Here is a 21416-nt window from a genome sequence, read left to right as displayed (position 1 = left end):
CGCGAAGGAAGCGACACATGGACCCGAACTGGATGGTAGGATAAAAGCCCGTGGTGAATACTTCTGAAGCGGGCAACCTGAACTCTCCGATCGACGGCATCGTCTCGGGCTCCAACGGCACGACCAAGCACATCTTCGTGACTGGTGGTGTCGTTTCTTCGTTGGGCAAGGGGCTCACCGCAGCCAGCCTCGGCAACCTGCTGACGGCGCGCGGGCTCCGGGTGGTCATGCAGAAGCTCGACCCCTACCTCAACGTCGACCCGGGCACGATGAACCCGTTCCAGCACGGCGAGGTCTTCGTGACCGACGACGGCGCCGAGACCGACCTCGACATCGGCCACTACGAGCGGTTCCTCGACATCGAGCTGAGCCAGGCCGCGAACGTGACGACGGGTCAGATCTACTCGACCGTGATCGCCAAGGAGCGTCGCGGCGAGTACCTCGGCGACACCGTGCAGGTGATCCCGCACATCACGGACGAGATCAAGCGCCGCATGCGCCTCCAGGCGTCCGAGACCCCCCAGCCCGACGTGATCATCACCGAGATCGGTGGCACGGTCGGCGACATCGAGTCGCAGCCGTTCATCGAGTCGGCTCGCCAGATCCGCCACGAGCTCGGCCGGAACAACGTGTTCTTCGTCCACGTCTCGCTCGTGCCGTACATGGGCGCCTCCGGTGAGCAGAAGACGAAGCCGACGCAGCACTCCGTCGCGGCCCTCCGGTCCATCGGCATCCAGCCCGACGCACTCGTGCTCCGCAGCGACCGCCCGGTGACAGAGAGCAACAAGCGCAAGATCGCGCTCATGTGCGACGTCGACGAGGACGCGGTCGTGAACGCGGTCGACGTCCCGAGCATCTACGACATCCCCACCATGCTGAACGACCAGGGCCTCGACGCCTACATCGCCGACCGCCTGGGTCTCGTCACCAACGAGGTCGACTGGAGCGGCTGGGCCGACCTCCTCGAGGCCGTTCACCACCCGAAGCACGCCGTCACCATCGGCCTCGTCGGCAAGTACATCGACCTGCCCGACGCCTACCTGTCGGTGACCGAGGCGCTCAAGGCCGGCGGCTTCGCCCACGACACGAAGGTCAGCATCCGTTGGATCCCGTCCGACGACTGCGAGACCGTCGACGGAGCGATCAAGGCGCTCGCCGACGTCGATGGCATCTGCGTCCCCGGCGGCTTCGGCATCCGCGGCATCGAGGGCAAGCTCGGCGCCCTGAAGTTCGCCCGCGAGAACGGCATCCCGGTACTCGGCCTCTGCCTCGGCCTGCAGTGCATGGTCATCGAATACGCCCGGAACGTCGTCGGGCTCGAGGGCGCCAGCTCCTCCGAGTTCGACCCCGACACGCAGTTCCCCGTCATCGCGACGATGGCCGAGCAGGTCGAGATCATCGCCGGCGGCGACCTCGGCGGCACGATGCGCCTCGGTCTGTACGCGGCGAAGCTCGACGAGGGCTCGATCGTCGCCGAGCTGTACGGTGCGGACGAGGTGTCCGAGCGTCACCGTCACCGCTACGAGGTGAACAACGGCTACCGCCAGCAGATCGCGGACGCCGGCCTCCAGTTCTCCGGCCTGTCGCCCGACGGCACGCTCGTCGAGTACGTCGAGCTGCCGCGCGAGGTGCACCCGTTCTACGTCGCCACGCAGGCGCACCCCGAGCTGCGGTCGCGCCCGAACCACGCGCACCCGCTGTTCGCCGGTCTCGTCGGTGCTTCGCTCGAGCGCCAGCAGGCGAGCCGGCTGTTCGACGTCGCCAATGGTTGAGTCGTTCGGCGACGCCGCGTCGTTGCGCGACGAGGCGCACCCCGTCGAGGTGGTGTCCTCCGAGCGCGCGTTCGCGGGCAAGGTGTGGGACATCCGTCGGGAGACGTTCCGCTACGGTGACGGGGAGGTCGTGCGCGAGTTCGTCGACCACACCGGGGCGGTGGCGGTGTTGGCGCTCGACGCCGACGAGCGCGTCCTGCTCATCCAGCAGTACCGCCACCCGATCGGGGAGCGCGACTGGGAGCTGCCTGCCGGCCTGCTCGACATCGCGGGGGAGGACCCGGCCGTGGCCGCGGGTCGCGAGCTGGAGGAGGAGGCCGATCTGGTCGCCGGTTCGCTTCAGCTGCTGACGGAGTTCTACACGACGCCCGGTGGCAGCAACGAGTCGATCCGCATCTATCTCGCGCGTGACCTCACCGCGACCGCCGAGGCCTTCGCCCGTGCTGAGGAGGAGGCGGACATCCTCGTGGAGTGGGTGCCGCTCGACGACGCCGTGGCCGCGGTACTCGACGGCCGGCTCCACAACTCGATCCTGATGCTCGGCGTCCTCACAGCCGCCGCGGCTCGGGATCGCGGGTGGTCGACGCTGCGCGACAGCGGCGACTCCACGATCGGGCCGGGCGGAGCCTGAGGCGTGGCGCTCGATCGCGCGGTCGCCGACTACCTGCGGCACATCGCGATCGAGCGCGGGCTGTCGGCCAATACGCAAGCCGCCTATCGGCGTGATCTCGAGGGCTACCTCGCCTGGCTCGGGGCGCACGGCGTCGTCGAGGCTCCGGCCGTCACCGCTGCGCACGTGTCGGAGTACACGGCGTCGCTCCGGACACCCGAGGGGCAGCCGGTGCGTGCGTCCTCGCTCGCCAGGGTGCTGTCGTCGATCCGTGGTCTGCACCGGTTCCTGCTCGACGAACAGCTCGTCGAGGTCGACGTCGCACGTGAGGTGCGGCCGCCGAAGCTCCCGGGGCGGCTCCCGAAGGCGATCACGATCGACCAGGTCCGCGCACTGCTCGAGACGACCGACGGCGACGACCTGCTCGCCGTCCGCGACAAGGCGCTCCTCGAACTGCTCTACGCGACCGGAGCCCGGGTCTCGGAAGCCGTCGGCCTGAACGTCGACGACGTCATCGACACCGACATCGTCCGACTCCTCGGCAAGGGCGGCAAGCAGCGGATCGTGCCGCTCGGCAGCTTCGCCCGCGACGCCGTCGACCGCTACCTCGTGCGCGTCCGGCCGGTCTTCTCCGGCCTCGGTCGTTCCACGCCGGCGCTGTTCCTGGGGCAGCGCGGTGCGCGACTGTCCCGGCAGAGCGCATGGCTCGTCCTCCAGCGTGCCGCCGAGCGCGCCGGACTCGAGTCGCACGTGTCGCCGCACACCCTCCGACACTCCTTCGCGACGCACCTGCTGCAGGGCGGCGCCGACGTCCGGGTCGTGCAGGAACTCCTCGGTCACTCCTCGGTGGCGACGACGCAGCTGTACACGCTGGTGACGGTCGACAACCTCCGTGATGTGTACACGCAGTCCCATCCCCGGGCGAGATGGACCGCGGGCGGAGCGGCACCGCAGGCCTGACCCGTGGCCCGGTAGACTCGTCACTCGAACGACAGCAAGCGGGAGCGAGGCAACACCGGTGGCCGGTACGAAGCACACGAGCGCAGTGCAGGATTCTGCGCGCAAGACCGCCGCCGAACTGAACCCGAACGGCCCGACCGGCCGCCCGCGTCGTGAGTTCGCGGTGCCGCCCGCGCTGGCGCAGCACGGACCGGCACGCATCATCTCGCTCTGCAACCAGAAGGGCGGGGTCGGCAAGACGACGACCACCATCAGTCTGTCCGCCGCGCTGGCCGAATACGGCCGCCGGGTGCTCGTCGTCGACTTCGATCCGCAGGGCGCGCTGTCCGCCGGTCTCGGCATCTCCACCCACGACTCCAACACCGTGTACGACCTGCTGCTCGGCACCGTGAAGGACCCGGCCGAGGTCATCCAGCACACCGCCATCGAGGGTCTCGACGTGCTTCCGGCCAACATCGACCTCTCGGCCGCCGAGGTCCACCTCGTCAACGAGGTCGCGCGAGAGACGATCCTGGCCCGGGTGCTCCGCAAGGTGTCCGACGACTACGACGTCATCCTGATCGACTGCCAGCCCTCGCTCGGCCTCCTCACGGTCAACGCCCTCACCGCCAGCCACGGGGTGCTCATCCCGCTCGAGTGCGAGTTCTTCGCGCTCCGCGGTGTCGCGCTGCTCATCGAGACCATCGACAAGGTGCGCGACCGCCTCAACCCGGCGATCGAGCTCGACGGGATCCTCGCCACCATGTACGACTCCCGGACGCTGCACTCGCGCGAGGTCCTCGAGCGCGTCGTCGACGCGTTCGGCGAGAAGGTCCTCGAGACGGTCATCGGACGGACCGTGAAGTTCCCCGACGCGAGCGTCGCCGGAACCCCGATCACCGAGTTCGCACCGGAGCACGCCGCCGCGAAGGCCTACCGTCAGCTCGCGAGAGAGCTCATCTCCCGTGGCGCGATCGCCTGATCCCGCGCGGACGCCCGTTGCCGTCCTCCCTCCGGCCGGCGACACCGGCTCGCGCTCCGATGAGGCGACGACCGTCGACCCCGCGCCGGCACCGTCGTTCCGGGTGTCGTTCGAGGGTTTCGAAGGACCCTTCGACCTCCTGCTGACCCTCATCGGCAAGCACGAACTCGACATCACGGAGGTCTCGCTCAGCCGCGTGACCGATGAGTTCATCGCCTACCTGCGGACGCTCGAGGCCGATGACGAACTCGACCAGGCGAGCGAGTTCCTCGTCGTGGCGGCCACCCTGCTCGACCTCAAGATCGCGGGGCTGCTGCCGCAGGGCGAACTCGTCGACGCGGAGGACGTCGCCCTGTTGGAGGCGCGGGACCTGCTGTTCGCCCGCCTGTTGCAGTACCGCGCGTTCAAGCAGGCGTCCGCGTGGTTCGCGGAGCGCCTCGACCTGGAGGCGGCGCGCCACTTCCGGGCGGTCAGGCTGGAGGAGCAGTACCGCCAGCAGACCCCGGAACTCGTCTGGACGCTGACCGCGCAGGACTTCGGCGCACTCGCGACGCTCGCGTTCACGCCACGCGAGGTGCCGACCGTCGGTCTCGACCACCTGCACGCTCCGCTCGTGAGCATCCGGGAGCAGGCGGCGCACGTCGTCGCCATCCTGCGCCGCGGCGGGTCCCACACCTTCCGCGAGCTCGTGGCCGGTGCGGAGCTGAAGGGCGTGGTCATCGCGCGCTTCATCGCCGTGCTCGAACTGTACCGGCACGCTGCGCTGTCCTTCGAGCAGATCGAACCGCTCGGCGAGCTCACGCTCCGCTGGACCGCCGAGACCTGGAACGACGACAGCCTCGCCAACCTGGGAGCCGATTACGATGCCTGACGCGACACCCGAGTCGATCGAGCGGCCGACGGACGCCGCCCAGAGCCTGCCGCCCGAGCCCGCGCCGGTGCCCGCACCGGACGTCCCACGGGCGCTCGAGGCGATCCTCATGGTCGCCGACGAACCGCAGAGCCTCGTGAACCTCGCCGCTGCCGTGCACGTGCCGGTCGGAGCCGTCCGACGGGCCATCGCCGACCTCGTCGCCGACTACGACGGCGAACGCGGTGGCGTCCGACGCGGATTCGAACTCCGCGAGGTCGGCGGCGGCTGGCGGATCTACGTCCGGGCCGATTACGACGCGCTCGTCACCGACTACGTCGTGACGCAGAACCCGACGAAGCTGTCGCAGGCGGCGCTCGAGACCCTGGCCGTGATCGCCTACAAGCAGCCGATCAGCCGCGGCGCGATCGCCTCGATCCGCGCCGTCAACGTCGACTCCGTCGTCCGCACCCTCCTCGGGCGCGGACTCATCACGGAGATGTTCACCGACAGTGAGACGGGTGCCATCAACTACGGCACCACCGATCTCCTGCTCACCCAACTTGGTATCAACGCCATCGAGGAGCTGCCGCGGATCTCGCCGTTGCTCGACGATGGCCGGGAAGGATTCGACAGTGACCAGCACTGAATCAGAGGGCATCCGCTTGCAGAAGGTGCTGGCGAACGCCGGCGTCGCCTCGAGGCGCGTGTCGGAGCAGCTCATCGAGGACGGCCGCGTGGAGGTGAACGGCGTCGTCGTGACCGAGCTCGGCTCGAGGATCGACCCGGAGCACGACCTCGTGTCCGTCGACGGCAGCGCCATCCAGCTCGACGCCTCGAAGCGCTACCTCATGCTCAACAAGCCGGTGGGCATCTACAGCTCGCTGAAGGACGACCGCGGTCGCCCCGACCTGCGCCGCTTCACCGAGCAGTACGAGGAACGACTGTTCAACGTCGGCCGCCTCGACGCCGAGACGAGCGGTCTGCTCATCCTCACCAACGACGGCGACCTCGCGCACGTGCTCGCCCACCCCTCCTTCGGTGTGCAGAAGACGTACATCGCGAAGGTCACGGGCAAGGTGACCCCGCAGGTCCTCGCGAAGCTGACCGCGGGCATCGAGCTCGAGGACGGACCGATCTCCGCAGACAAGGCCCGCCTGCTCGGCACCGAGGACGGCTCCAGTCTCGTGGAGCTCACGCTGCACTCCGGGCGGAACCGCATCGTCCGTCGCATGCTCGACGCCGTCGGCCACCCGGTCGTCGACCTCGTGCGCCGTCAGTTCGGTCCGCTGCACCTCGGGACGCTCGGATCCGGCCAGTTGCGCGAGCTCAGCAAGGACGAACTCGGCGCCATCCTGACCATCGCCCGCGCACACGGTCCTGAAGCCCGTGCGGCCGACGGCACGGCAGCGGAGGCGCCGGAGCCGACGGAATGAGCGACCTGAGCGCAGCTCCCGCCCGCGTGCAGGGCTCGGTCCGCATCGTCGGAGCCGGCCTCCTCGGCGCGAGCATCGGACTCGCGCTGCGCGCCAAGGGCGTCGACATCATCCTCGACGACGCATCGCCCAGTCAGTTGCGCCTCGCCGTCGACTACGGCGCGGGTCGTGCGGCGGAACCCTCCGACGACCCGTCCGTCGTCGTCATCTGCGTCCCGCCGGACGTCACCGCTCGCGTCATCGAGGCCGAACTCGCCGCGTTTCCAAGCGCCGTCGTGACCGACGTCGCGAGCGTCAAGCTCGAACCGTACCGCGCACTGCTCGAGCGCGGTGTCGACCTCACCCGGTACATCGGTTCGCACCCGCTCGCCGGCCGTGAGCGCGGGGGAGCGATCTCGGCGCGAGCCGACCTCTTCCTCGGTCGCCCGTGGGTGATCTGCCGCGACGCCGAGACACCCGCCTGGGCGCTGTCGCAGGTGGAGGGCCTCGCGCTCGACCTCGGCACCATCCCGATGGAGATGACGCCGGACGAACACGACCGCTTCGTCGCGCTCGTCTCGCACACGCCGCAACTCGTCGCGAGCCTCCTGGCCGCCCAGCTGCAGGACGCCGAGGAGGGCGCCATCCAGCTCGCCGGACAGGGGCTGCGCGACACCGTCCGCATCGCCTCGAGCGCGCCGGAGCTCTGGGTCCAGATCCTCAGCGCCAACCACGCCGAGGTCCTCCCGGTGCTCGAGCAGCTGTCCGCCGACCTCGCGTCCGTCATCTCGGCACTCCGGGACCCGGAGGTGCCGGGCGCTCGCCGCACGATCGCGGACACGATCGCCGCCGGCAACACCGGCGTCGCACGGCTCCCCGGCAAGCACGGCCAGAACCGCCGGTTCGCGAGCATCGTCGTCCTGCTCGACGACCGCCCCGGCCAGCTGGGCGCCCTGTTCACCGAGCTCGGCGAGATCGGCGTCAACATCGAGGACCTGCGTCTGGAGCACTCGCCCGGCGCGAACATCGGTCTCGCGGAGGTCCAGGTCCTCCCCGAGGTGAAGCAGCGCACCGTCGACGACCTCGAGTCGCGCGGCTGGCGCATCGCGGAAGTATAGGAAGAGACATGACCGAACAGCACCCCACCAGCACCGACGCGTCGACGACGCCGGACGCACCCGTCGTGGTCGCGATCGACGGACCGGCCGGCAGCGGCAAGTCCAGCGTGAGCAAGGCCGTCGCCCGTCGGCTCGGCTACCGCTACCTCGACACGGGCGCCTGGTACCGCGCGCTCGCGCTCCACACGCTCGATGCAGACGTCGACCCGGAGGACTCGGCGGCGGTGATCGGCTCGCTCGACGCGTTCGGTGGCGCCTTCACCGTCTCACTCGACCCGGACGTGACCGCGTTCACGCTCGGTGATCGCGACGTCACGGACGAGATCCGCGGCCCTCGCGTGACGGCCGTCGTGTCCGCCGTCGCCCGTGTCCCGGAGGTGCGTGCATGGATCAACGAGACCTTCCGATCGCTCATCGCCGACGTCGACCGCCCGGGCATCGTCGTCGAGGGACGCGACATCACCACGGTGGTCGCACCGGATGCTCAGGCTCGGATCCTGCTCACGGCATCCGAAGCGGCTAGAATGGCCAGGCGTTCAGCGGAATTCGAGAGCCACCCTGCCGGCGACGTCGCGGAACAACTGCAGCGGCGTGATCGGGCGGACTCCAGGGTCGTCGACTTCATGAACGCGGCGGACGGAGTGACCACGGTCGACTCCACGCACATCGACTTCGACGAGACGGTCGACGCGGTCGTCCGCGTCACCGAATCCCTCACAGCAAGGAACTCCCATGGCTCACGATGACGAGCAGTTCGACGGAGGCCCCGACGACCTCGCGGACCGCCTCCAGGACATGGACGAGGAGCTCGCGACCCAGCGGGCCGCGTCCCTCCGCTCCGGCCTGGCCGACTACGACCTCGAGGGCGACGACCTCGACATCCTCGACGGCGCGACGGAGGACCCGGACGAGATCCGCTTCCTGCCGGCGCTGCCCGTCGTGGCGATCGTCGGACGACCGAACGTGGGCAAGTCCGCGCTGGTGAACCGCATCCTCGGCCGTCGTGAGGCCGTCGTGGAGGACACCCCCGGTGTCACCCGCGACCGCGTGAACTACAAGGCCGAGTGGAACGACCGTCGCTTCACGGTCGTCGACACCGGTGGGTGGGAGCCCGATGCCAAGGGCATCGACGCATCTGTCGCGGCCCAGGCCGAGATCGCCATCGACCTCTCCGACGTCGTGATCTTCGTGGTCGACGCCATGGTCGGTGCCACGGCGACCGACGAGCAGGTCGTCAAGCTGCTCCGCAGGACCGGACGCCCCGTCTTCCTCGTCGCCAACAAGGTCGACGACGCCCGTCAGGAGCCGGAGGCCGCAGCGCTCTGGAACCTCGGCCTCGGCGAGCCCCACCCGGTCTCCGCGATCCACGGTCGTGGTGTCGCCGACCTCCTCGACAAGATCCTCAAGGTCCTCCCGCAGGTCTCGGCCGTCGCGAAGGACGAGTTCGGCGGCCCCCGCCGTGTCGCGATCCTCGGACGCCCGAACGTCGGCAAGTCCAGCCTGCTCAACAAGACCGCAGGCGAGGAGCGCGTCGTCGTCAACGACCTCGCCGGGACCACCCGCGACCCGGTCGACGAGCAGATCGAGCTCGGCGGCAAGATCTGGCGCTTCGTCGACACCGCAGGCATCCGTCGCCGGGTGCACCTGTCGCAGGGTGCCGACTTCTACGCGTCGCTCCGCACGAGCACGGCGCTCGAGAAGGCCGAGGTGGCCGTCGTCCTCATCGACGTCACCGAGGTGATCAGCGAGCAGGACGTGCGCATCATCGACCTCGTCCTCGAGAGCGGTCGCGCCCTCGTGCTCGCCTTCAACAAGTGGGACCAGCTCGACGACGAGCGCCGGAAGTACCTGGAGCGCGAGATCGAACAGGACCTCTCGCACGTGTCCTGGGCGCCGCGCGTCAACATCTCCGCGCGCACGGGCCGCCACTTGGAGCGTCTCGTCCCGGCCCTCGAGGTCGCCCTCGAGTCGTGGGACATGCGTATCCCCACCGGCAAGTTCAACGCCTTCCTCGCCGAGCTCACGGCGGCGCACCCGCACCCGTTGCGCGGTGGCAAGCAGCCCCGCATCCTGTTCGGCACGCAGGCCGCGAGCCGTCCGCCGACCTTCGTGCTCTTCACGACCGGCTTCCTCGATCCCGGTTACCGTCGCTACGTGGTCCGTCGCCTGCGCGAGATCTGGGGCTTCGAGGGCACGCCGATCAACGTCAACATGCGCGTCCGCGAGAAGCGCCAGCGCTGAACCGCGGCGTCCGTCTGCCTGACGGTGGCGACGAAGGCCCGGGACCACTCCATGAAGTGGTCCCGGGCCTTCGTCGTCCTGGTCGAGGCGTGATCAGGGGCGAGCGAGGGCGGGCTCGTCCGCTGGCGCCAAGGCGGGCTCGTGTTCGGCCTGGAACGGCCACCAGCTCGGGAGCAGCTCGCCGATGACCTCGAGGAACGACGCGACATCGCGTGGTGCAGGGGTGTCGAGCCAGACGCGGAACGCCGCGACGGAGCCCGCGGCGACGAAGTGCGCTGCCGATCGCGTGAACAGCTCGCGCTGCTCCTCGCTCAGACATTCGGCGTGGGGGAGGGTGATCGCCCCGCGCTCGAAGATCTCGAGCACCGTCGAGGTGAAGACGCGGTTGAGCATCGGCTGCAGACTCGCACCGATGAGGTCGTCGCCGAGACCGACGCGGTAGATGTCGGCGCGCTCGTCGATGTGGCGGAGCGCGGCGACTGTGGCGCTGGTGATCGCCGCCGGGGCGTCGTCCGCGGAGACGGTCGCCAGGTGGGTCATGCTCAGTTCCGTGAGCTCCTCGGCGAGGACCGATTCGAGCAGCTCGCACGGCGCCGCCGCGTGCTGGTAGAAGGTCGATCGGTTGATGCCGGCGCGTGCGGCGATCTCCGAGACGGAGATCTCGGAGGTGGGGCGTTCGGCGGCGAGTTGCAGGATCGTGCGCGCGAGCCGTGCCCGCGTCCGGCGTTGACGTGCATCCATGAGGGTCCTTCGCGTGGGGTCGGTGCGGCGGGCGCGAGCGCTGCCGATGCAATACTGGAGTTCAATATATAACATATTCTGCACGTGGTGTGGAGATGACGGTGGGCAAGGGGGTGCCGCCCAGCGTTTCGTGCCAGGCTGGTCCAATGACTGATGCGCATCCTCCCGGCGGCCCCCTCCGGGACGCCGGGGATGCCTGGGTCGAATCCGGGGACGGCCGCAAGTTCTGGGGGAGGTTCGGTGCAGCCGGACTCCTCGTGCACGATCGGGCGCGCGGCGTGCTGTTGCAGCACCGGGCCGGTTGGAGCCACTTCGGCGGCACCTGGGGCATCCCGGGAGGCGCGCGTCACCAGTTCGAAAGCGCTGTCGACGGTGCGGTCCGCGAGTCGCACGAGGAGGCGGGTGTCCCCGCCGAGTCGATCGAGCTGCGGTTCGACTCCGTGCTCGATCTCGGGTTCTGGTCGTACACGACGGTGATCGTCGAGGCGGTCGAGCCGTTCGAACCCGTGGTGTCCGACCCGGAGAGCATCGCTCTCGCCTGGGTGCCGCTCGCCGAGGTCGAGACCTTGCCTCTGCACCCTGGCTTCGCCGATTCGTGGCCTGGCCTGCGGTCGCAGCTCGAGCGCCGCGTCACGGTCGTCGTCGACGTCGCGAACGTCGTCGGCTCGCGACCCGACGGGTGGTGGAAGGACCGTGCGGGTGCCGCACAGCGGTTCGTCGCGCGCCTCGGCCGCCTCGCGCACGAGGGTCTCGACGCCCAGGCGCTCGACCTCGACTTCAACCGCTGGTGGCCGGCCTACATCGCCGTCGTGGAAGGACAGGCCCGCGGCGTCCACACCGATGACAGCGTACGAGAGGCCGGGCACGAACTGCGGGCCGGCGTCTCGATCGTCGACGCTGCGGGGAGTGGCGACGACGCGATCGTGGACGTCGTCCGTGAACTCGACGGGGCGATCGTGGTGGTCACCTCGGACCGAGGGTTGCGCGAACGCGTCGAGCGTCTGGGCGCGACGACGCGCGGTGCAGGCTGGCTGACGGAGCTGCTCGACGCAGTGGTCTGAGGGCCGCTGCAGTCGCTCCACAGGGGCCCGCAGCCCGTCGCCGCCGTGACGGGAGACCGCTTTCCTGCACGTCGCCTGGGCGTTCAGTAGGGTTGGTGGCATGACCCTGTTCATCATCGTCGGCGCCGTCGGTCTCGTGATCGTCCTCATCTCCCTGGTCTTCGGTGAGATCTTCGACTTCCTGGACGGGGCGGTCTCGGCGACCGCGCTCGGGAGCGCGTTCACCGTCTTCGGTGCGGTCGGCGCGATCGTGCTGGCGAACGGGTTGCCCGTCTGGTCCGCCTATGTCATCTCGGCCGTCATCGGTGTCCTCGTGCTCGTCGGCGTCCAGCTGATGATCCGGAGCTTCAAGCGTTCGGAGGACGGCACGCCGAGTTCACCGCTCGGTCTCTACGGCGTCGCCCGGTCGACCATCTCGGCGTCCTTCGGCGAGGTCAGCCTCGACGGCCCGCACGAGATCGAGACGCGCCTCGCGTTCTCCGACACGCGGATCGAAACGGGCAGCCGGATCCGCGTGGTCGAGCTCCAGGGCTCCCGCGTGAAGGTCGAACCCGCGTCGAGCGGAGCCGCTGCCGACACGCAGCCCTGATTCCATCCATCCACCAGCACGCCCTCGAGGGGAAGGCACCTGCCCTATGGACTTCATCACCACCAACATCACGGTGATCGCCGTGATCGCACTCGTCGTGGTGGCGCTCGCGATCGTCGCGTTCGTCGCCGGACGCATCAAGCGCGTACCGCCGAACCAGGCGCTCGTCATCGTCGGTCGGGGGGCCGGCGCCAAGACGGGTGAGCCCGACGGCGGTCAGCGCGTCGTCATCGGTGGGCGGGTGTTCATCTGGCCGATCCTGCAGCAGGGCTTCCCGATCTCGCTCGAGCAGCGTCAGATCGGCATCGTCGTGGAGGGTGTCGACACCAACTTCATCAAGGTCGCCATCCAGGCGAGCGTGAACTTCAAGGTCTCCGGCACGCCGGAGGGTGTGCGCCGTGCCGCGCAGCGCTTCCTCTCCCAGCAGGGGTCGCTGACGCAGATCATCCAGCAGTCCCTCGAAGGTTCGCTGCGTTCCATCATCGGCAACATGCCGATCAAGGAGATCATCTCCAACCGCAACGCCCTGTCCGAAGCAGTGGTCGAGGCGACCAAGACGGATCTCGCCGAGCAGGGCCTCCAGGTCGACCTGCTGAACATCTCCGACATCTCGACGCCGGGCACCAACTACCTCGCCGACCTCGGGCGCGCGGAGAACGCGCTCGCCCGGCAGAACGCCGAGATCAAGGAGGCCGAGACCGCTCGTGCGTCCGAGTTCGCGCGGATCGAAGCGGCGGAGCAGGTCGCGGAGCGTCAGAAGGCCCTGAGCCTCAAGCAGGCGACGATCAAGGCGGAGACCGACCGCGCGAACGCCGAGGCCGAGGCCTCCGGTCAGCTGGCCACGGCGCAGCAGGACCGTCTGGTCGCGGAGCAGGAGCGTGAGGCGCTCGCCGAGAAGGCGAAGGTGGAGCAGGAACGCCTCGACATCGAGGTGCGCAAGCCGGCCGAGGCCGACGCCTACGCGACGGTCCAGCGCGCGCAGGCGGCCCGAGACGCAGCCAATGCCGCGACGGAGGCCGACGCGTTCAAGCGCAAGACCATCGCCGAGGCGAACAAGGTCGCGGCCGTGCAGGACGCCCAGGCCGCTGCAGAGTCCGTGCGCCTCGCCGGTACCGCTGAGCGCGACAAGCAGATCGCGCTGGCCGAGGGTATCCGCGCCCAGGGTGACGCGAAGGCGTCGGCCGTGGCCGCGGAGGGTCTGGCCGAGGCTGAGGCGATCGACGCGAAGGCGGAGGCGTTGAAGAAGTACGGTGAGGCCGGACTCGCATCCGAGATCATCGCTCGTCTGCCTGAGATCACGCGAGCCGTGTCCGAGCCGCTCGGCAACATCTCGAACCTCACGGTCATCTCGACCGAGGGGGCGTCAGCCGTCACGAAGACGGTCGGCCAGGTCGTCAGCGAGGTCCCGAAGGTCGTCAAGGACATCACTGGGCTCGACCTGTCCGCCCTCCTGGGCGGAGTCGCCGGTGGCGCGCTGGGGGAGAACCTCCAGCAGGCAATGTCCGACAACGCAGCTGCGGCCGCGAAGCGTCAGCCGAAGACGCCAGCGTCACCCGACGCCGTCTGAGTCGCTGGATCATCGGGAGCCGGTCGCCTTCGGGTGGCCGGCTTCTGGCGTTGATCCACGGCTCCTCGGGCGATTCACCGGTGACGCTTTGGAGCTTGTCAAGCGGTCCGGTCGCATCCCCGGTCGGGCATACGCGCCCGCCTAGGGTGGAGGCATGCGTGCGGTGCGCGCGGTGTCATCTGGAGGATCATCGTGGACCATCGAGGAAACACAGCCGAGCAGCGTGAGGGCGAGCAGTCGTCGGAGCCGACCGAGGCCGGCGAGGCCCAGCGTCAGCGTCTGGCCGAACGGCCGTGGCTGTCGTCCTACGCCAGCGGCGTGCCAGCCGACATCGACGAGGTCACCGAGACGCTCGTCGACCTGCTCGACACCTCGGTCAAGCGTTTCGGTGATCGCATCGCCCTCGAGTTCTTCGGCGCGGAGACGAGCTACAGCGAGCTCGGCGAACAGGTCGCGCGAGCGGCCGAAGGGCTCCGCAAGCTCGGCGTGAAGCCGGGCGACCGCGTGGCGCTCGTGCTGCCGAACTGTCCGCAGCACGTCGTCGCGTTCTATGCGGCGCTCCGGCTCGGCGCGACGGTCATCGAGCACAACCCGCTCTACACGGCTCGGGAGCTGCGGCATCAGTTCGAGGACCACGGTGCGCACGTCGCGATCGTGTGGGACAAGGTCTACGACCTCGTGGCCGACCTCCCGGCCGACGTGATGCGCGGGCGGATCGTCTCGGTCGACATCACCCAGGCCCTACCGTTGTCGAAGCGGCTGGCGCTCCGGCTGCCGGTGAAGCGTGCGCGCGATTCGCGTGCGGCGATGACCGCGACCCCGTCGGCGAAGCACGTGCTTCCGTGGGATCGGCTGATCGGCGGACGGAAGCTGTCGAAGCGGGTCGTGCGTCCGACGCTCGACGACACCGCGCTCCTGCAGTACACGAGCGGGACGACGGGGGCGCCGAAGGGTGCCATCCTCACGCACCGCAACCTGCGGGCGAACGCGGCGCAGGGACGCGCCTGGGTGCCGGGCCTGAGCGAGGGTGGCGAGGTCTTCTACGGCGTGCTGCCGCTCTTCCACGCCTATGGCATGACGCTGTGCCTGACGTTCGCGATGAGCATCGGGGCGCGGCTCGTGCTGTTCCCGAAGTTCGACCTGGAGCTGGTGCTCACGGCGGCGAAGAAGTCGCCGCCGACGTTCCTGCCGGCGGTGCCGCCTATCTACGACGCGTTGTCGCGTGCGTCGAGCCGCAAGGGTGTCGACCTGACGAGTGTCCGCTTCGCGATCTCGGGGGCGATGAGCCTCCCGGTGTCGACGGTCACGCGCTGGGAGGAGGCGACCGGCGGTCTGCTCGTCGAGGGCTACGGGATGACGGAGTCGTCGCCGGTGGCACTCGGCAACCCGATCGGTCCGTCGCGTCGGCCGGGCACTGTGGGAGTGCCGTTCCCGAGCACGGAGATCCGCGTCGTCGATCCCGAGAACCCGGCGGTCGATCGTGCGGCGGGGGAGTCGGGTGAGTTGCTGCTCCGTGGTCCGCAGGTCTTCCAGGGCTACTGGGGTCGTCCGGACGAGACGCGTGAGGCGTTGCTCGAGGGCGGCTGGTTGCGGACCGGTGACATCGTGACGGTGTCGGTGGACGGCTTCGTGACCGTCATCGACCGCGTCAAGGAGCTCATCATCACCGGTGGGTTCAACGTGAGTCCGTCCGAGGTGGAGGAGACGCTCCTGTCGCACCCGGACGTCGAGTCGGCCGCCGTGGTCGGTCTGCCGCGCGATTCCGGTGGCGAGGATGTCACGGCCGCGGTGGTCATGCGCGCCGGAACGGTGTTCGACGCGGGTTCGCTGCGCGACTACTGCCGGACCCGCCTCACGGCGTACAAGGTGCCCAAGCGGGTCGTGCAGCTCGACGAGTTGCCGACGTCGCTCATCGGCAAGGTGCTGCGGCGCAAGGTGCGCGACCAGCTCGTCGCGGACCGCAAGGCCGAGTAGCGGCTCTGCGATGGCACGTGCCCGATCTCGCGGCGCGTCGTGCAGGGCGTGCCGCGGGTGCTGCGGCCTGCCGCAGTGGTCAGCCGCGGGACTCGGGGTGCAGCCAGTGGCGCACGACCGGGATGAGCAGTGACAGCGCGACGAAGGTGATGGCGCCGCCGATGACGGCGTCGTCGATCGGCGTGTTGCGGCTGACCTGGACGATGCCGGAGCCGATCGCGACGGGCAAGGCGGTGAGGGCCGCGACGCGGACCTCTTTCCAGTAGTGGCTGTAGCGCATGGGGTCCTCCATCGGGTGGCCGGATCGGTCCGTTCGTCCTGTCACGCGATTGCGGACGAGTCACGGTAGCGTGCCCCGTCCGGGGGCGGGCAGGGGAGACCTCCCACCCGACGAGTGCGGCCTGTCCGAGGCTTGTCTGGGCCGATCTGCCGTCCCCGGAGTCGTGTCACGGAGCGCTCTCGGAATCCGCTAGACTGTTCGAGTTGTCTTCTCCGCCCGCGGGGATGGCATCGGGCTGTGGCGCAGCTTGGTAGCGCACTTGACTGGGGGTCAAGGGGTCGCAGGTTCAAATCCTGTCAGCCCGACCAGGAAGTCCCGGAAACCGTCTGGTTTCCGGGACTTTTTCCGTTGGTCCGCACCACGCCCGGCGCTCAGGACCGCTCGTCGAACGCCCTGCGGCTCGCCTCGATCGTCGGGACGTGCTCACCGGCCCACTCGGCGAGTGCCACCGCGTGGGGGATGAGCGACTGCGCGAGGTCCGTCAGCTCGTACTCGACCCGCGGCGGCACTTCGGCGAAGGTGGTGCGGATGACGAGCCCGTCGCGCTCCAGGTTCCTGAGGGTCAGGGTGAGCATGCGTCGGGAGATGCCCGGGATGCGCTGCTCGAGCTCGGTGAACCGGATCGGGCCGTCGTGGAGCGTCGCGATGAGGAGGAGCGCCCACTTGTCGGCGATTCGGTCGAGGAGGGAACGGATGGCCTTGCCCTGATCGCCTCGAACGGAACACAGCCTCTGGTAGCGGAACACGGCACCCCTCGCGGCTCGGTCACACGCGTGTGCCTTTTGTACGCCGGTCCGATCCGGTCCACACTTGCGTTGGTTACCCATCGTAACCATCAACGCATGCATACAATCGGAGGTTGCACATGGTCGTCGCCTATTGGATCGTCGCAGGACTGCTCGCGGTCATGTACCTGTACTCGGGCGGAATGAAGCTCGTCCGCTCGACGGATCAGCTGCGCCCCATGATGGCCTGGGTCGACACCATGCCGCTGTGGACCGTCCGCGCGATCGGCGCCCTCGAGATCCTCGGCGTGCTCGGCCTGATCCTGCCACCGCTCGTGGGCGTCCTCACCTGGCTGACCGTCGCGGCCGCGGTCGGGCTGGTCATGGTGCAGATCGGTGGCATCGCCGTGCACGTGCGTCGCGGCGAGTTCCGTGTCCTCGGGCTGAACGTCGCGCTGCTCGTGCTCGCCGCCGTCGAGGTCTGGCTGGCGACGATCTGGCTGTAGCGGTGGCGGATCGGTGCCTGCCTCGTCAGCCGACTCAGGGGACGAGCACGATGCGCCCGAACACGTCCCCGACGTCCATGAGACGGTGCGCCTCGGCTGCGTCGCTCAGCGGCATGGTGTCGTGGACGACCGGCGAGAGCGTGCCTCGGACGGCGTCGTCGAACACCTCGGCTCGCACCCGGGCGAGTTCCTCGCGCGGCACGGTGTCGAGGCTCAGGGTCCCGAAGGTGATCGATCGGCGGAAGCCGGCCAGGAGAGCCGTGCCGAAGTCGGCGGGCGGGAACCCACCCACCACGCCCACGGCGATCAAGCGGCCGTTCGGCGAGAGCCGCTCGATGAACCGGGGGAGGTTGGGCCCGCCGACGATGTCGAGGATGACGTCGAACTCCGCCGGGGCATCCGCATCGCCTGCGCCGGAGCGGTCGAGCACGTGGGTTGCACCGAACGCCCGCAGACGTTCCCCGCGTTCGGAGGACGAGGTGGTGACGGCGATGACGCCGGCGCCGGCACGAGCGGCCAGCTCGACGCCGGCCAGGCCGATACTCCCGGCGGCCCCGCGCACGAGGACGGATTCGCCCTCGGCCAGGCGAGCGCGTTCGAGCGCGAAGTGCGCGACCGGGAACGCGCTGCCCAGCGTGACCGCCTGGACGGACGTCAGGTCGGACGGCAGCTCGACGATCTCGTCGGCGCGCGCGGTCACGTACTCGGCGTACGCACCCGAGGTCCCCGTGAACGCCCAGACCCGTCGACCGACCCACGCGGGATCGACGTCCGGCCCGGTCGCGGTGATGACGCCAGCGGCTTCACTCCCCGGGATCATCCCCGAGTCGCGAGCGGCTTGGGCGATCCCTCCCCGGCGGATTACGACGTCGACCCCGCCGACGCCTGCGGCCTCCGTTCGGACGAGGACCTCACCGACCCCGGGCGTGGGGACGGGAAGGTCCGTCACCTCCATTCCACTCGGGTCGCCGAAGGTGCGGATGATCACTGCGCGCATGGGTGCACTCCGTTTCGCGGCGGGGGATCTGACCCGCCTCCCGAAACGTAACGGACGCACCCGTCCACTTGAGTAATGTGAGACACATGTCCGCGACACTGCCTCAGAACCTGCGTTCCGACGCGCAGGAGAACCGTGACCGCGTCCTCGCCGCAGCCCGCGATCTGTTCGGGACGGACGGCCTCCACGTGACCATGCGGGAGATCGCCCGCCGAGCCGGTGTCGGGCCGGCCACCCTCTACCGACGGTTCCCGACCAAAGCCGATCTCGTCAGAGCCGCCTTCGTGGACGAGCTCGGCGCCTGCCGCTCGATCGTGGTCGACGCCCTCGCGGACGTCGACCCCTGGCGTGCCTTCCGCAGCATCATCGAGGAGGTCCTGGTCCTCAACGCCCGCAACCAGGGGTTCACGGACGCGTTCCTCGCCGCCTACCCCGATGCCGTCGACTTCCGGACCCAGCGCGAACAGGCCGTGCGGGCGATCACCGCCGTCGCTCGTCGTGCCATCGACGCCGGCGCGCTGCGCCCGGACTTCGTCCTCGACGACTTCCTCGTGGTCCTGCTCGCGGCTCGCGGACTCTCGACGACGACGGAGACGGAGCGCGTCCGAGCTGCACGACGCTACGCCGCACTCGTGATCGACGGCCTGCGTGCGTCAGACCGGCACGAAGCGCTCCCGCCAGCACCGCGACTCATGTCGAGCGTCATCCCGGCGTAGGCGTGTGCCCGTGCCCGCGGTGACCCGGATGACGACCACCCGGCACCCAGTCGTGGGCGTGTCCGGTGGCAGGTCAGCGCTGCTGCGACGCGACCAGAGCCTCCAGGGCGGCCAATCGGTCTGACGAGTCGCCGGTGATCTCGGCGACCGTGACGTGGTCGGCGATGAGATCGGGCTCGTCGACGAGATCGAGCAGGACGGCGTTCATGGCCGTCCGCAGCTCCAGGTCTTCGTCCGCGCCGACGTGGATCCCGTCGTTCGGCGTCAACGGCAGGACCACCAGCACATCCACCGTCTGGAGCGCCGCAGCGGTGCGGGAGGTCGCCCGCTCGAGGAACCCGGTGTCGAGGTCGGTGCCGGCCTGTTCCGCTGACGCGAGGAGGTATGCGAGGAAGTCGAGTGGCCCGCGTTCCGCGATGACGTCTCCGTCATCCGACTCGTCCAGCAGTCGGTCCGCCGAGAGGCGTAGCTGGGCGGCGAACATGGCGCTGCTCGGGACGTCTCCGGCGTCCTCCACGAGGTCGAACAGCTCCCCGAGGACCGTGAACTCCGGGTGGCGGAGCGCGAAGTCCGCGATGAGCGTGCTCTTCCCGCTGGCGTGGGTGCCCGACACGACGATCTTCACGGGACCGAGGATAGGCCGTGTTCCGCTCGCCGGCTCTGGCGCGTCAGCTGATGAGCTGCTCGGACGCCTCCCACAGCCGGCGAGCGTGTCATCCCGGCGTAGGCCGTGGACGTACGTCACGAGTCGACGCGTTCACCCTGCGTCAACGGTGATCGGGGTGAAGACGTTGACGAGGTTGCCGTCGGGGTCACGGAACAGCAGCGACCGGTTGCCCCACGGCATGTCCGTCGGCTCGTTCACGAACGTCGCCACGACGCCCTGGAGCGTCGCATAGGCCGCGTCGACGTCCTCGACGAGTAGATCGAGGATGACGGATCGGTTGGCACGCGGTGCGGCGGCGTCCTCGCCCAACAGCGGGATGGTCGCTGAACTGGCGATGGCGAGCGTGCCGGTGTCGGTGCGCACCTCGGCGAACAACGGGTGCAATCGTGCCGCGGTCGCACCGGTGACCAGTTCGTAGAACGCGACCAGGGTGTCGACGTCGTCGGTGATGATCCGGGTGGCTGCGAGGTGCATGCGTGTCTCCTTGGCTGGTGGTTCCCCCACAGGTGCGGGGCGGTGACGACCATAGAGCCAATACCGGACCGTTTTCGCCCGGTATTCTCATGAGATGGGACACACCGGCTCGCCGACTGCTCGAGCGCTGCAGTTGCTCGAGCTGCTGCAGTCCGCGGAGATCCGCAGCGTGCCAGAGCTCGCCGAGCGGTTGGGCGTGGACGAACGGACCGTGCGCCGCTCCGTGCAGCGTCTCGTGGACATCGATGTCCCGATCGAGTCGGTGCGCGGTCGCTACGGCGGGTACCGCCTCGCCGTCGGCCGACGCGTGCCGCCGATCATCCTCACTGACGAGGAAGCGGTCGCCGTCTTCCTCGGCTTGAGCGAAGCCCAATCGTCCTCGGACTCCCCGGACGTCGCAGCGCAGATCGCCCTCGCGAAGATCCGACGATCCCTCCCGGCCGCATCCGTGGATCGCCTCGAGGCGGTCATGCAGTCCGCAGCGCTGAGGCCGTCGCGCCACGACGTGCCCGACGCGGGCGTCCTGCTCACCGTGTCGGACGCGATCCGAGCGAGACGCCCCGTGGAACTGCGCTACCGCGACGCGGAGGACACGCCCTCGCGTCGCACGGTGCATCCGTTCGACCTGCTCGTCCACGACGCTCGTTGGTACCTGGACGCGTTCGACGTCGAGCGAGCGGAGGAGCGCACCTTCCGGGTCGACCGCATCCGATCGGCGCGGACGCTGCCCGGCGTCGTCTCGGGCCCGGGTGCTCGAGCGGAGCGCCCTCCACTCGTCGATCGCTTCGCGGGGGCGGACTACCGATGGCACGTCCGGTTGCGCATCCAGGCGAACGTCCCGCAGATCCGGGCCCACTTCCCGGAGAGCGTGGCCGTCGTGGAGTCGATCGATGACGCACCTGCCTGGCATCGGGTCTCGATCCGAGCCAAACGCCTCGACTGGCTTCCAGCGGTGATCGCCGGGCTGGGGGATCATGCGGTGATCGTCGACGAGCCCGAGGATCTCCGCGAACTCCTCCACGCGACAGCGACGCGGATGCTCCGCATCGCACGCGGCGCGGATGGGACGCCTCCGCTCCCGGAGGGCGCGACCATGCGAATCACGTCGAAGCACGCCGCCGGACGTCCGGGGTGGCGGTGACCGCCACGGGTTCCGGCGGGCGTGCTCAGAGCGCCGGCCGTCCGACCAGCG

23 protein-coding genes and 1 tRNA gene are annotated in these 21416 nt (G+C 69.4%); 18 read left to right on the top strand and 6 right to left on the bottom strand.

The genetic code is table 11. The features are described from left to right. The first annotated feature begins 77 nt into the window (after positions 1-77). The 10 genes from A4X17_RS09855 to der all read left to right on the top strand — a co-directional run bounded on the left by A4X17_RS09855 (position 78) and on the right by der (position 9927). Positions 78-1772 (top strand): CTP synthase, encoded by a 1695-nt coding sequence (locus A4X17_RS09855; protein ID WP_304440864.1) that lies wholly within the window; start codon positions 78-80, stop codon positions 1770-1772. Continuing rightward, a complete protein-coding gene (locus tag A4X17_RS19240) occupies positions 1765-2403 on the top strand; it encodes an NUDIX hydrolase (RefSeq protein ID WP_064295492.1) in 639 nt (212 codons plus the stop codon). The genes A4X17_RS09855 and A4X17_RS19240 overlap by 8 nt, the downstream gene beginning before the upstream one ends. A 3-nt stretch (positions 2404-2406) precedes the next feature. After that, positions 2407-3342: a site-specific tyrosine recombinase XerD gene (gene xerD / locus A4X17_RS19235; RefSeq protein WP_064295491.1), complete on the top strand. Its 936-nt coding sequence runs from the start codon at positions 2407-2409 to the stop codon at positions 3340-3342. 85 nt (positions 3343-3427) lie between these two features. Further along, positions 3428-4303, top strand: coding sequence for a ParA family protein (locus A4X17_RS09840; RefSeq protein ID WP_064295505.1), 876 nt, complete (start codon positions 3428-3430; stop codon positions 4301-4303). A gap of 103 nt (positions 4304-4406) precedes the next feature. After that, positions 4407-5174 carry a ScpA family protein gene (locus tag A4X17_RS09835; RefSeq protein ID WP_064295504.1) on the top strand — a complete coding sequence of 256 codons (768 nt, stop codon included), beginning with the start codon at positions 4407-4409 and terminating at the stop codon, positions 5172-5174. Further along, a complete protein-coding gene (gene scpB, locus A4X17_RS09830; protein ID WP_064295490.1) occupies positions 5167-5802 on the top strand; it encodes an SMC-Scp complex subunit ScpB in 636 nt (211 codons plus the stop codon). The genes A4X17_RS09835 and scpB overlap by 8 nt, the downstream gene beginning before the upstream one ends. Then, positions 5768-6589, top strand: coding sequence for a pseudouridine synthase (locus A4X17_RS09825; RefSeq protein WP_064295489.1), 822 nt, complete (start codon positions 5768-5770; stop codon positions 6587-6589). The genes scpB and A4X17_RS09825 overlap by 35 nt, the downstream gene beginning before the upstream one ends. Next, a complete protein-coding gene (locus A4X17_RS09820; RefSeq protein ID WP_064295488.1) occupies positions 6586-7686 on the top strand; it encodes a prephenate dehydrogenase in 1101 nt (366 codons plus the stop codon). Before A4X17_RS09825 ends, A4X17_RS09820 begins: the two co-directional genes overlap by 4 nt. Before the next feature lie 8 nt (positions 7687-7694). Next, a complete protein-coding gene (gene cmk / locus A4X17_RS09815; protein ID WP_064295487.1) occupies positions 7695-8432 on the top strand; it encodes a (d)CMP kinase in 738 nt (245 codons plus the stop codon). After that, positions 8419-9927 (top strand): ribosome biogenesis GTPase Der, encoded by a 1509-nt coding sequence (gene der, locus A4X17_RS09810; RefSeq protein ID WP_064295486.1) that lies wholly within the window; start codon positions 8419-8421, stop codon positions 9925-9927. Before cmk ends, der begins: the two co-directional genes overlap by 14 nt. A 93-nt stretch (positions 9928-10020) precedes the next feature. Here the strand turns inward: der and A4X17_RS09805 are convergent, their stop codons facing one another. Continuing rightward, positions 10021-10668: a TetR/AcrR family transcriptional regulator gene (locus A4X17_RS09805; RefSeq protein ID WP_064295485.1), complete on the bottom strand. Its 648-nt coding sequence runs from the start codon at positions 10666-10668 to the stop codon at positions 10021-10023. Between the two features lie 146 nt (positions 10669-10814). On the opposite strand from A4X17_RS09805, the gene A4X17_RS09800 reads away from it, so the two are divergent. The 4 genes from A4X17_RS09800 (at position 10815) to A4X17_RS09785 (ending at position 15859) form a co-directional block, all read left to right on the top strand. Then, positions 10815-11729: an NUDIX domain-containing protein gene (locus A4X17_RS09800; RefSeq protein ID WP_064295484.1), complete on the top strand. Its 915-nt coding sequence runs from the start codon at positions 10815-10817 to the stop codon at positions 11727-11729. Positions 11730-11829: 100 nt separating this feature from the next. Then, positions 11830-12318: an NfeD family protein gene (locus A4X17_RS09795; protein ID WP_064295483.1), complete on the top strand. Its 489-nt coding sequence runs from the start codon at positions 11830-11832 to the stop codon at positions 12316-12318. 46 nt (positions 12319-12364) lie between these two features. Further along, a complete protein-coding gene (locus A4X17_RS09790; RefSeq protein WP_064295482.1) occupies positions 12365-13885 on the top strand; it encodes a flotillin family protein in 1521 nt (506 codons plus the stop codon). A gap of 279 nt (positions 13886-14164) precedes the next feature. Further along, positions 14165-15859: a long-chain-fatty-acid--CoA ligase gene (locus tag A4X17_RS09785; protein WP_064295503.1), complete on the top strand. Its 1695-nt coding sequence runs from the start codon at positions 14165-14167 to the stop codon at positions 15857-15859. Positions 15860-15938: 79 nt separating this feature from the next. Here A4X17_RS09785 and A4X17_RS09780 read toward each other — a convergent pair whose 3' ends face one another. Continuing rightward, a complete protein-coding gene (locus A4X17_RS09780) occupies positions 15939-16139 on the bottom strand; it encodes a hypothetical protein (RefSeq protein ID WP_071260713.1) in 201 nt (66 codons plus the stop codon). 231 nt (positions 16140-16370) lie between these two features. On the opposite strand from A4X17_RS09780, the gene A4X17_RS09775 reads away from it, so the two are divergent. Then, positions 16371-16447 (top strand) — tRNA-Pro (locus tag A4X17_RS09775). Between the two features lie 63 nt (positions 16448-16510). On the opposite strand, the gene A4X17_RS09770 is transcribed toward A4X17_RS09775, so the two are convergent. Further along, positions 16511-16885: a helix-turn-helix domain-containing protein gene (locus A4X17_RS09770; protein ID WP_064295480.1), complete on the bottom strand. Its 375-nt coding sequence runs from the start codon at positions 16883-16885 to the stop codon at positions 16511-16513. A 119-nt stretch (positions 16886-17004) separates the two neighbouring features. On the opposite strand from A4X17_RS09770, the gene A4X17_RS09765 reads away from it, so the two are divergent. Further along, a complete protein-coding gene (locus A4X17_RS09765) occupies positions 17005-17370 on the top strand; it encodes a DoxX family protein (protein WP_064295479.1) in 366 nt (121 codons plus the stop codon). A gap of 34 nt (positions 17371-17404) precedes the next feature. On the opposite strand, the gene A4X17_RS09760 is transcribed toward A4X17_RS09765, so the two are convergent. Further along, a complete protein-coding gene (locus A4X17_RS09760; RefSeq protein ID WP_064295478.1) occupies positions 17405-18367 on the bottom strand; it encodes a zinc-dependent alcohol dehydrogenase family protein in 963 nt (320 codons plus the stop codon). Between the two features lie 86 nt (positions 18368-18453). Here A4X17_RS09760 and A4X17_RS09755 point away from each other — a divergent pair, with 86 nt between their 5' ends. After that, positions 18454-19083, top strand: a complete 630-nt coding sequence (locus A4X17_RS09755) for a TetR/AcrR family transcriptional regulator (RefSeq protein WP_157583432.1) — start codon at positions 18454-18456, stop codon at positions 19081-19083. Positions 19084-19156: 73 nt separating this feature from the next. Here A4X17_RS09755 and A4X17_RS09750 read toward each other — a convergent pair whose 3' ends face one another. Then, a complete protein-coding gene (locus A4X17_RS09750) occupies positions 19157-19708 on the bottom strand; it encodes an AAA family ATPase (protein WP_064295477.1) in 552 nt (183 codons plus the stop codon). Positions 19709-19840: 132 nt separating this feature from the next. Continuing rightward, positions 19841-20224 carry a glyoxalase/bleomycin resistance/extradiol dioxygenase family protein gene (locus A4X17_RS09745; RefSeq protein ID WP_064295476.1) on the bottom strand — a complete coding sequence of 128 codons (384 nt, stop codon included), beginning with the start codon at positions 20222-20224 and terminating at the stop codon, positions 19841-19843. A gap of 94 nt (positions 20225-20318) precedes the next feature. Between A4X17_RS09745 and A4X17_RS09740 the strand changes: the two genes are divergently transcribed. Beyond that, positions 20319-21365: a YafY family protein gene (locus A4X17_RS09740; RefSeq protein ID WP_064295475.1), complete on the top strand. Its 1047-nt coding sequence runs from the start codon at positions 20319-20321 to the stop codon at positions 21363-21365. Positions 21366-21416 lie beyond the last annotated feature (51 nt).

The organism is Plantibacter sp. H53 (genome assembly GCF_001650455.1).
GTDB lineage: Bacteria > Actinomycetota > Actinomycetes > Actinomycetales > Microbacteriaceae > Plantibacter > Plantibacter flavus_A.
Note: the sequence above shows the minus strand (reverse complement) of the source record. Positions and strands in the feature narration are given on the sequence as shown.

What these genes read in the sequence shown, in the direction of transcription:
- cmk (WP_064295487.1), top strand. Translation starts at nt 7,695, where the DNA reads ATGACCGAACAGCACCCCACCAGCACCGACGCGTCGACGACGCCGGAC.
- A4X17_RS09800 (WP_064295484.1), top strand. Translation starts at nt 10,815, where the DNA reads ATGACTGATGCGCATCCTCCCGGCGGCCCCCTCCGGGACGCCGGGGAT.
- der (WP_064295486.1), top strand. Translation starts at nt 8,419, where the DNA reads ATGGCTCACGATGACGAGCAGTTCGACGGAGGCCCCGACGACCTCGCG.
- A4X17_RS09825 (WP_064295489.1), top strand. Translation starts at nt 5,768, where the DNA reads ATGGCCGGGAAGGATTCGACAGTGACCAGCACTGAATCAGAGGGCATC.
- A4X17_RS09745 (WP_064295476.1), bottom strand. Translation starts at nt 20,224, where the DNA reads ATGCACCTCGCAGCCACCCGGATCATCACCGACGACGTCGACACCCTG.
- A4X17_RS09780 (WP_071260713.1), bottom strand. Translation starts at nt 16,139, where the DNA reads ATGCGCTACAGCCACTACTGGAAAGAGGTCCGCGTCGCGGCCCTCACC.
- A4X17_RS19240 (WP_064295492.1), top strand. Translation starts at nt 1,765, where the DNA reads ATGGTTGAGTCGTTCGGCGACGCCGCGTCGTTGCGCGACGAGGCGCAC.
- A4X17_RS09790 (WP_064295482.1), top strand. Translation starts at nt 12,365, where the DNA reads ATGGACTTCATCACCACCAACATCACGGTGATCGCCGTGATCGCACTC.
- A4X17_RS09805 (WP_064295485.1), bottom strand. Translation starts at nt 10,668, where the DNA reads ATGGATGCACGTCAACGCCGGACGCGGGCACGGCTCGCGCGCACGATC.
- A4X17_RS09820 (WP_064295488.1), top strand. Translation starts at nt 6,586, where the DNA reads ATGAGCGACCTGAGCGCAGCTCCCGCCCGCGTGCAGGGCTCGGTCCGC.
- A4X17_RS09795 (WP_064295483.1), top strand. Translation starts at nt 11,830, where the DNA reads ATGACCCTGTTCATCATCGTCGGCGCCGTCGGTCTCGTGATCGTCCTC.
- A4X17_RS09760 (WP_064295478.1), bottom strand. Translation starts at nt 18,367, where the DNA reads ATGCGCGCAGTGATCATCCGCACCTTCGGCGACCCGAGTGGAATGGAG.
- scpB (WP_064295490.1), top strand. Translation starts at nt 5,167, where the DNA reads ATGCCTGACGCGACACCCGAGTCGATCGAGCGGCCGACGGACGCCGCC.
- A4X17_RS09740 (WP_064295475.1), top strand. Translation starts at nt 20,319, where the DNA reads ATGGGACACACCGGCTCGCCGACTGCTCGAGCGCTGCAGTTGCTCGAG.
- A4X17_RS09755 (WP_157583432.1), top strand. Translation starts at nt 18,454, where the DNA reads ATGTCCGCGACACTGCCTCAGAACCTGCGTTCCGACGCGCAGGAGAAC.
- A4X17_RS09765 (WP_064295479.1), top strand. Translation starts at nt 17,005, where the DNA reads ATGGTCGTCGCCTATTGGATCGTCGCAGGACTGCTCGCGGTCATGTAC.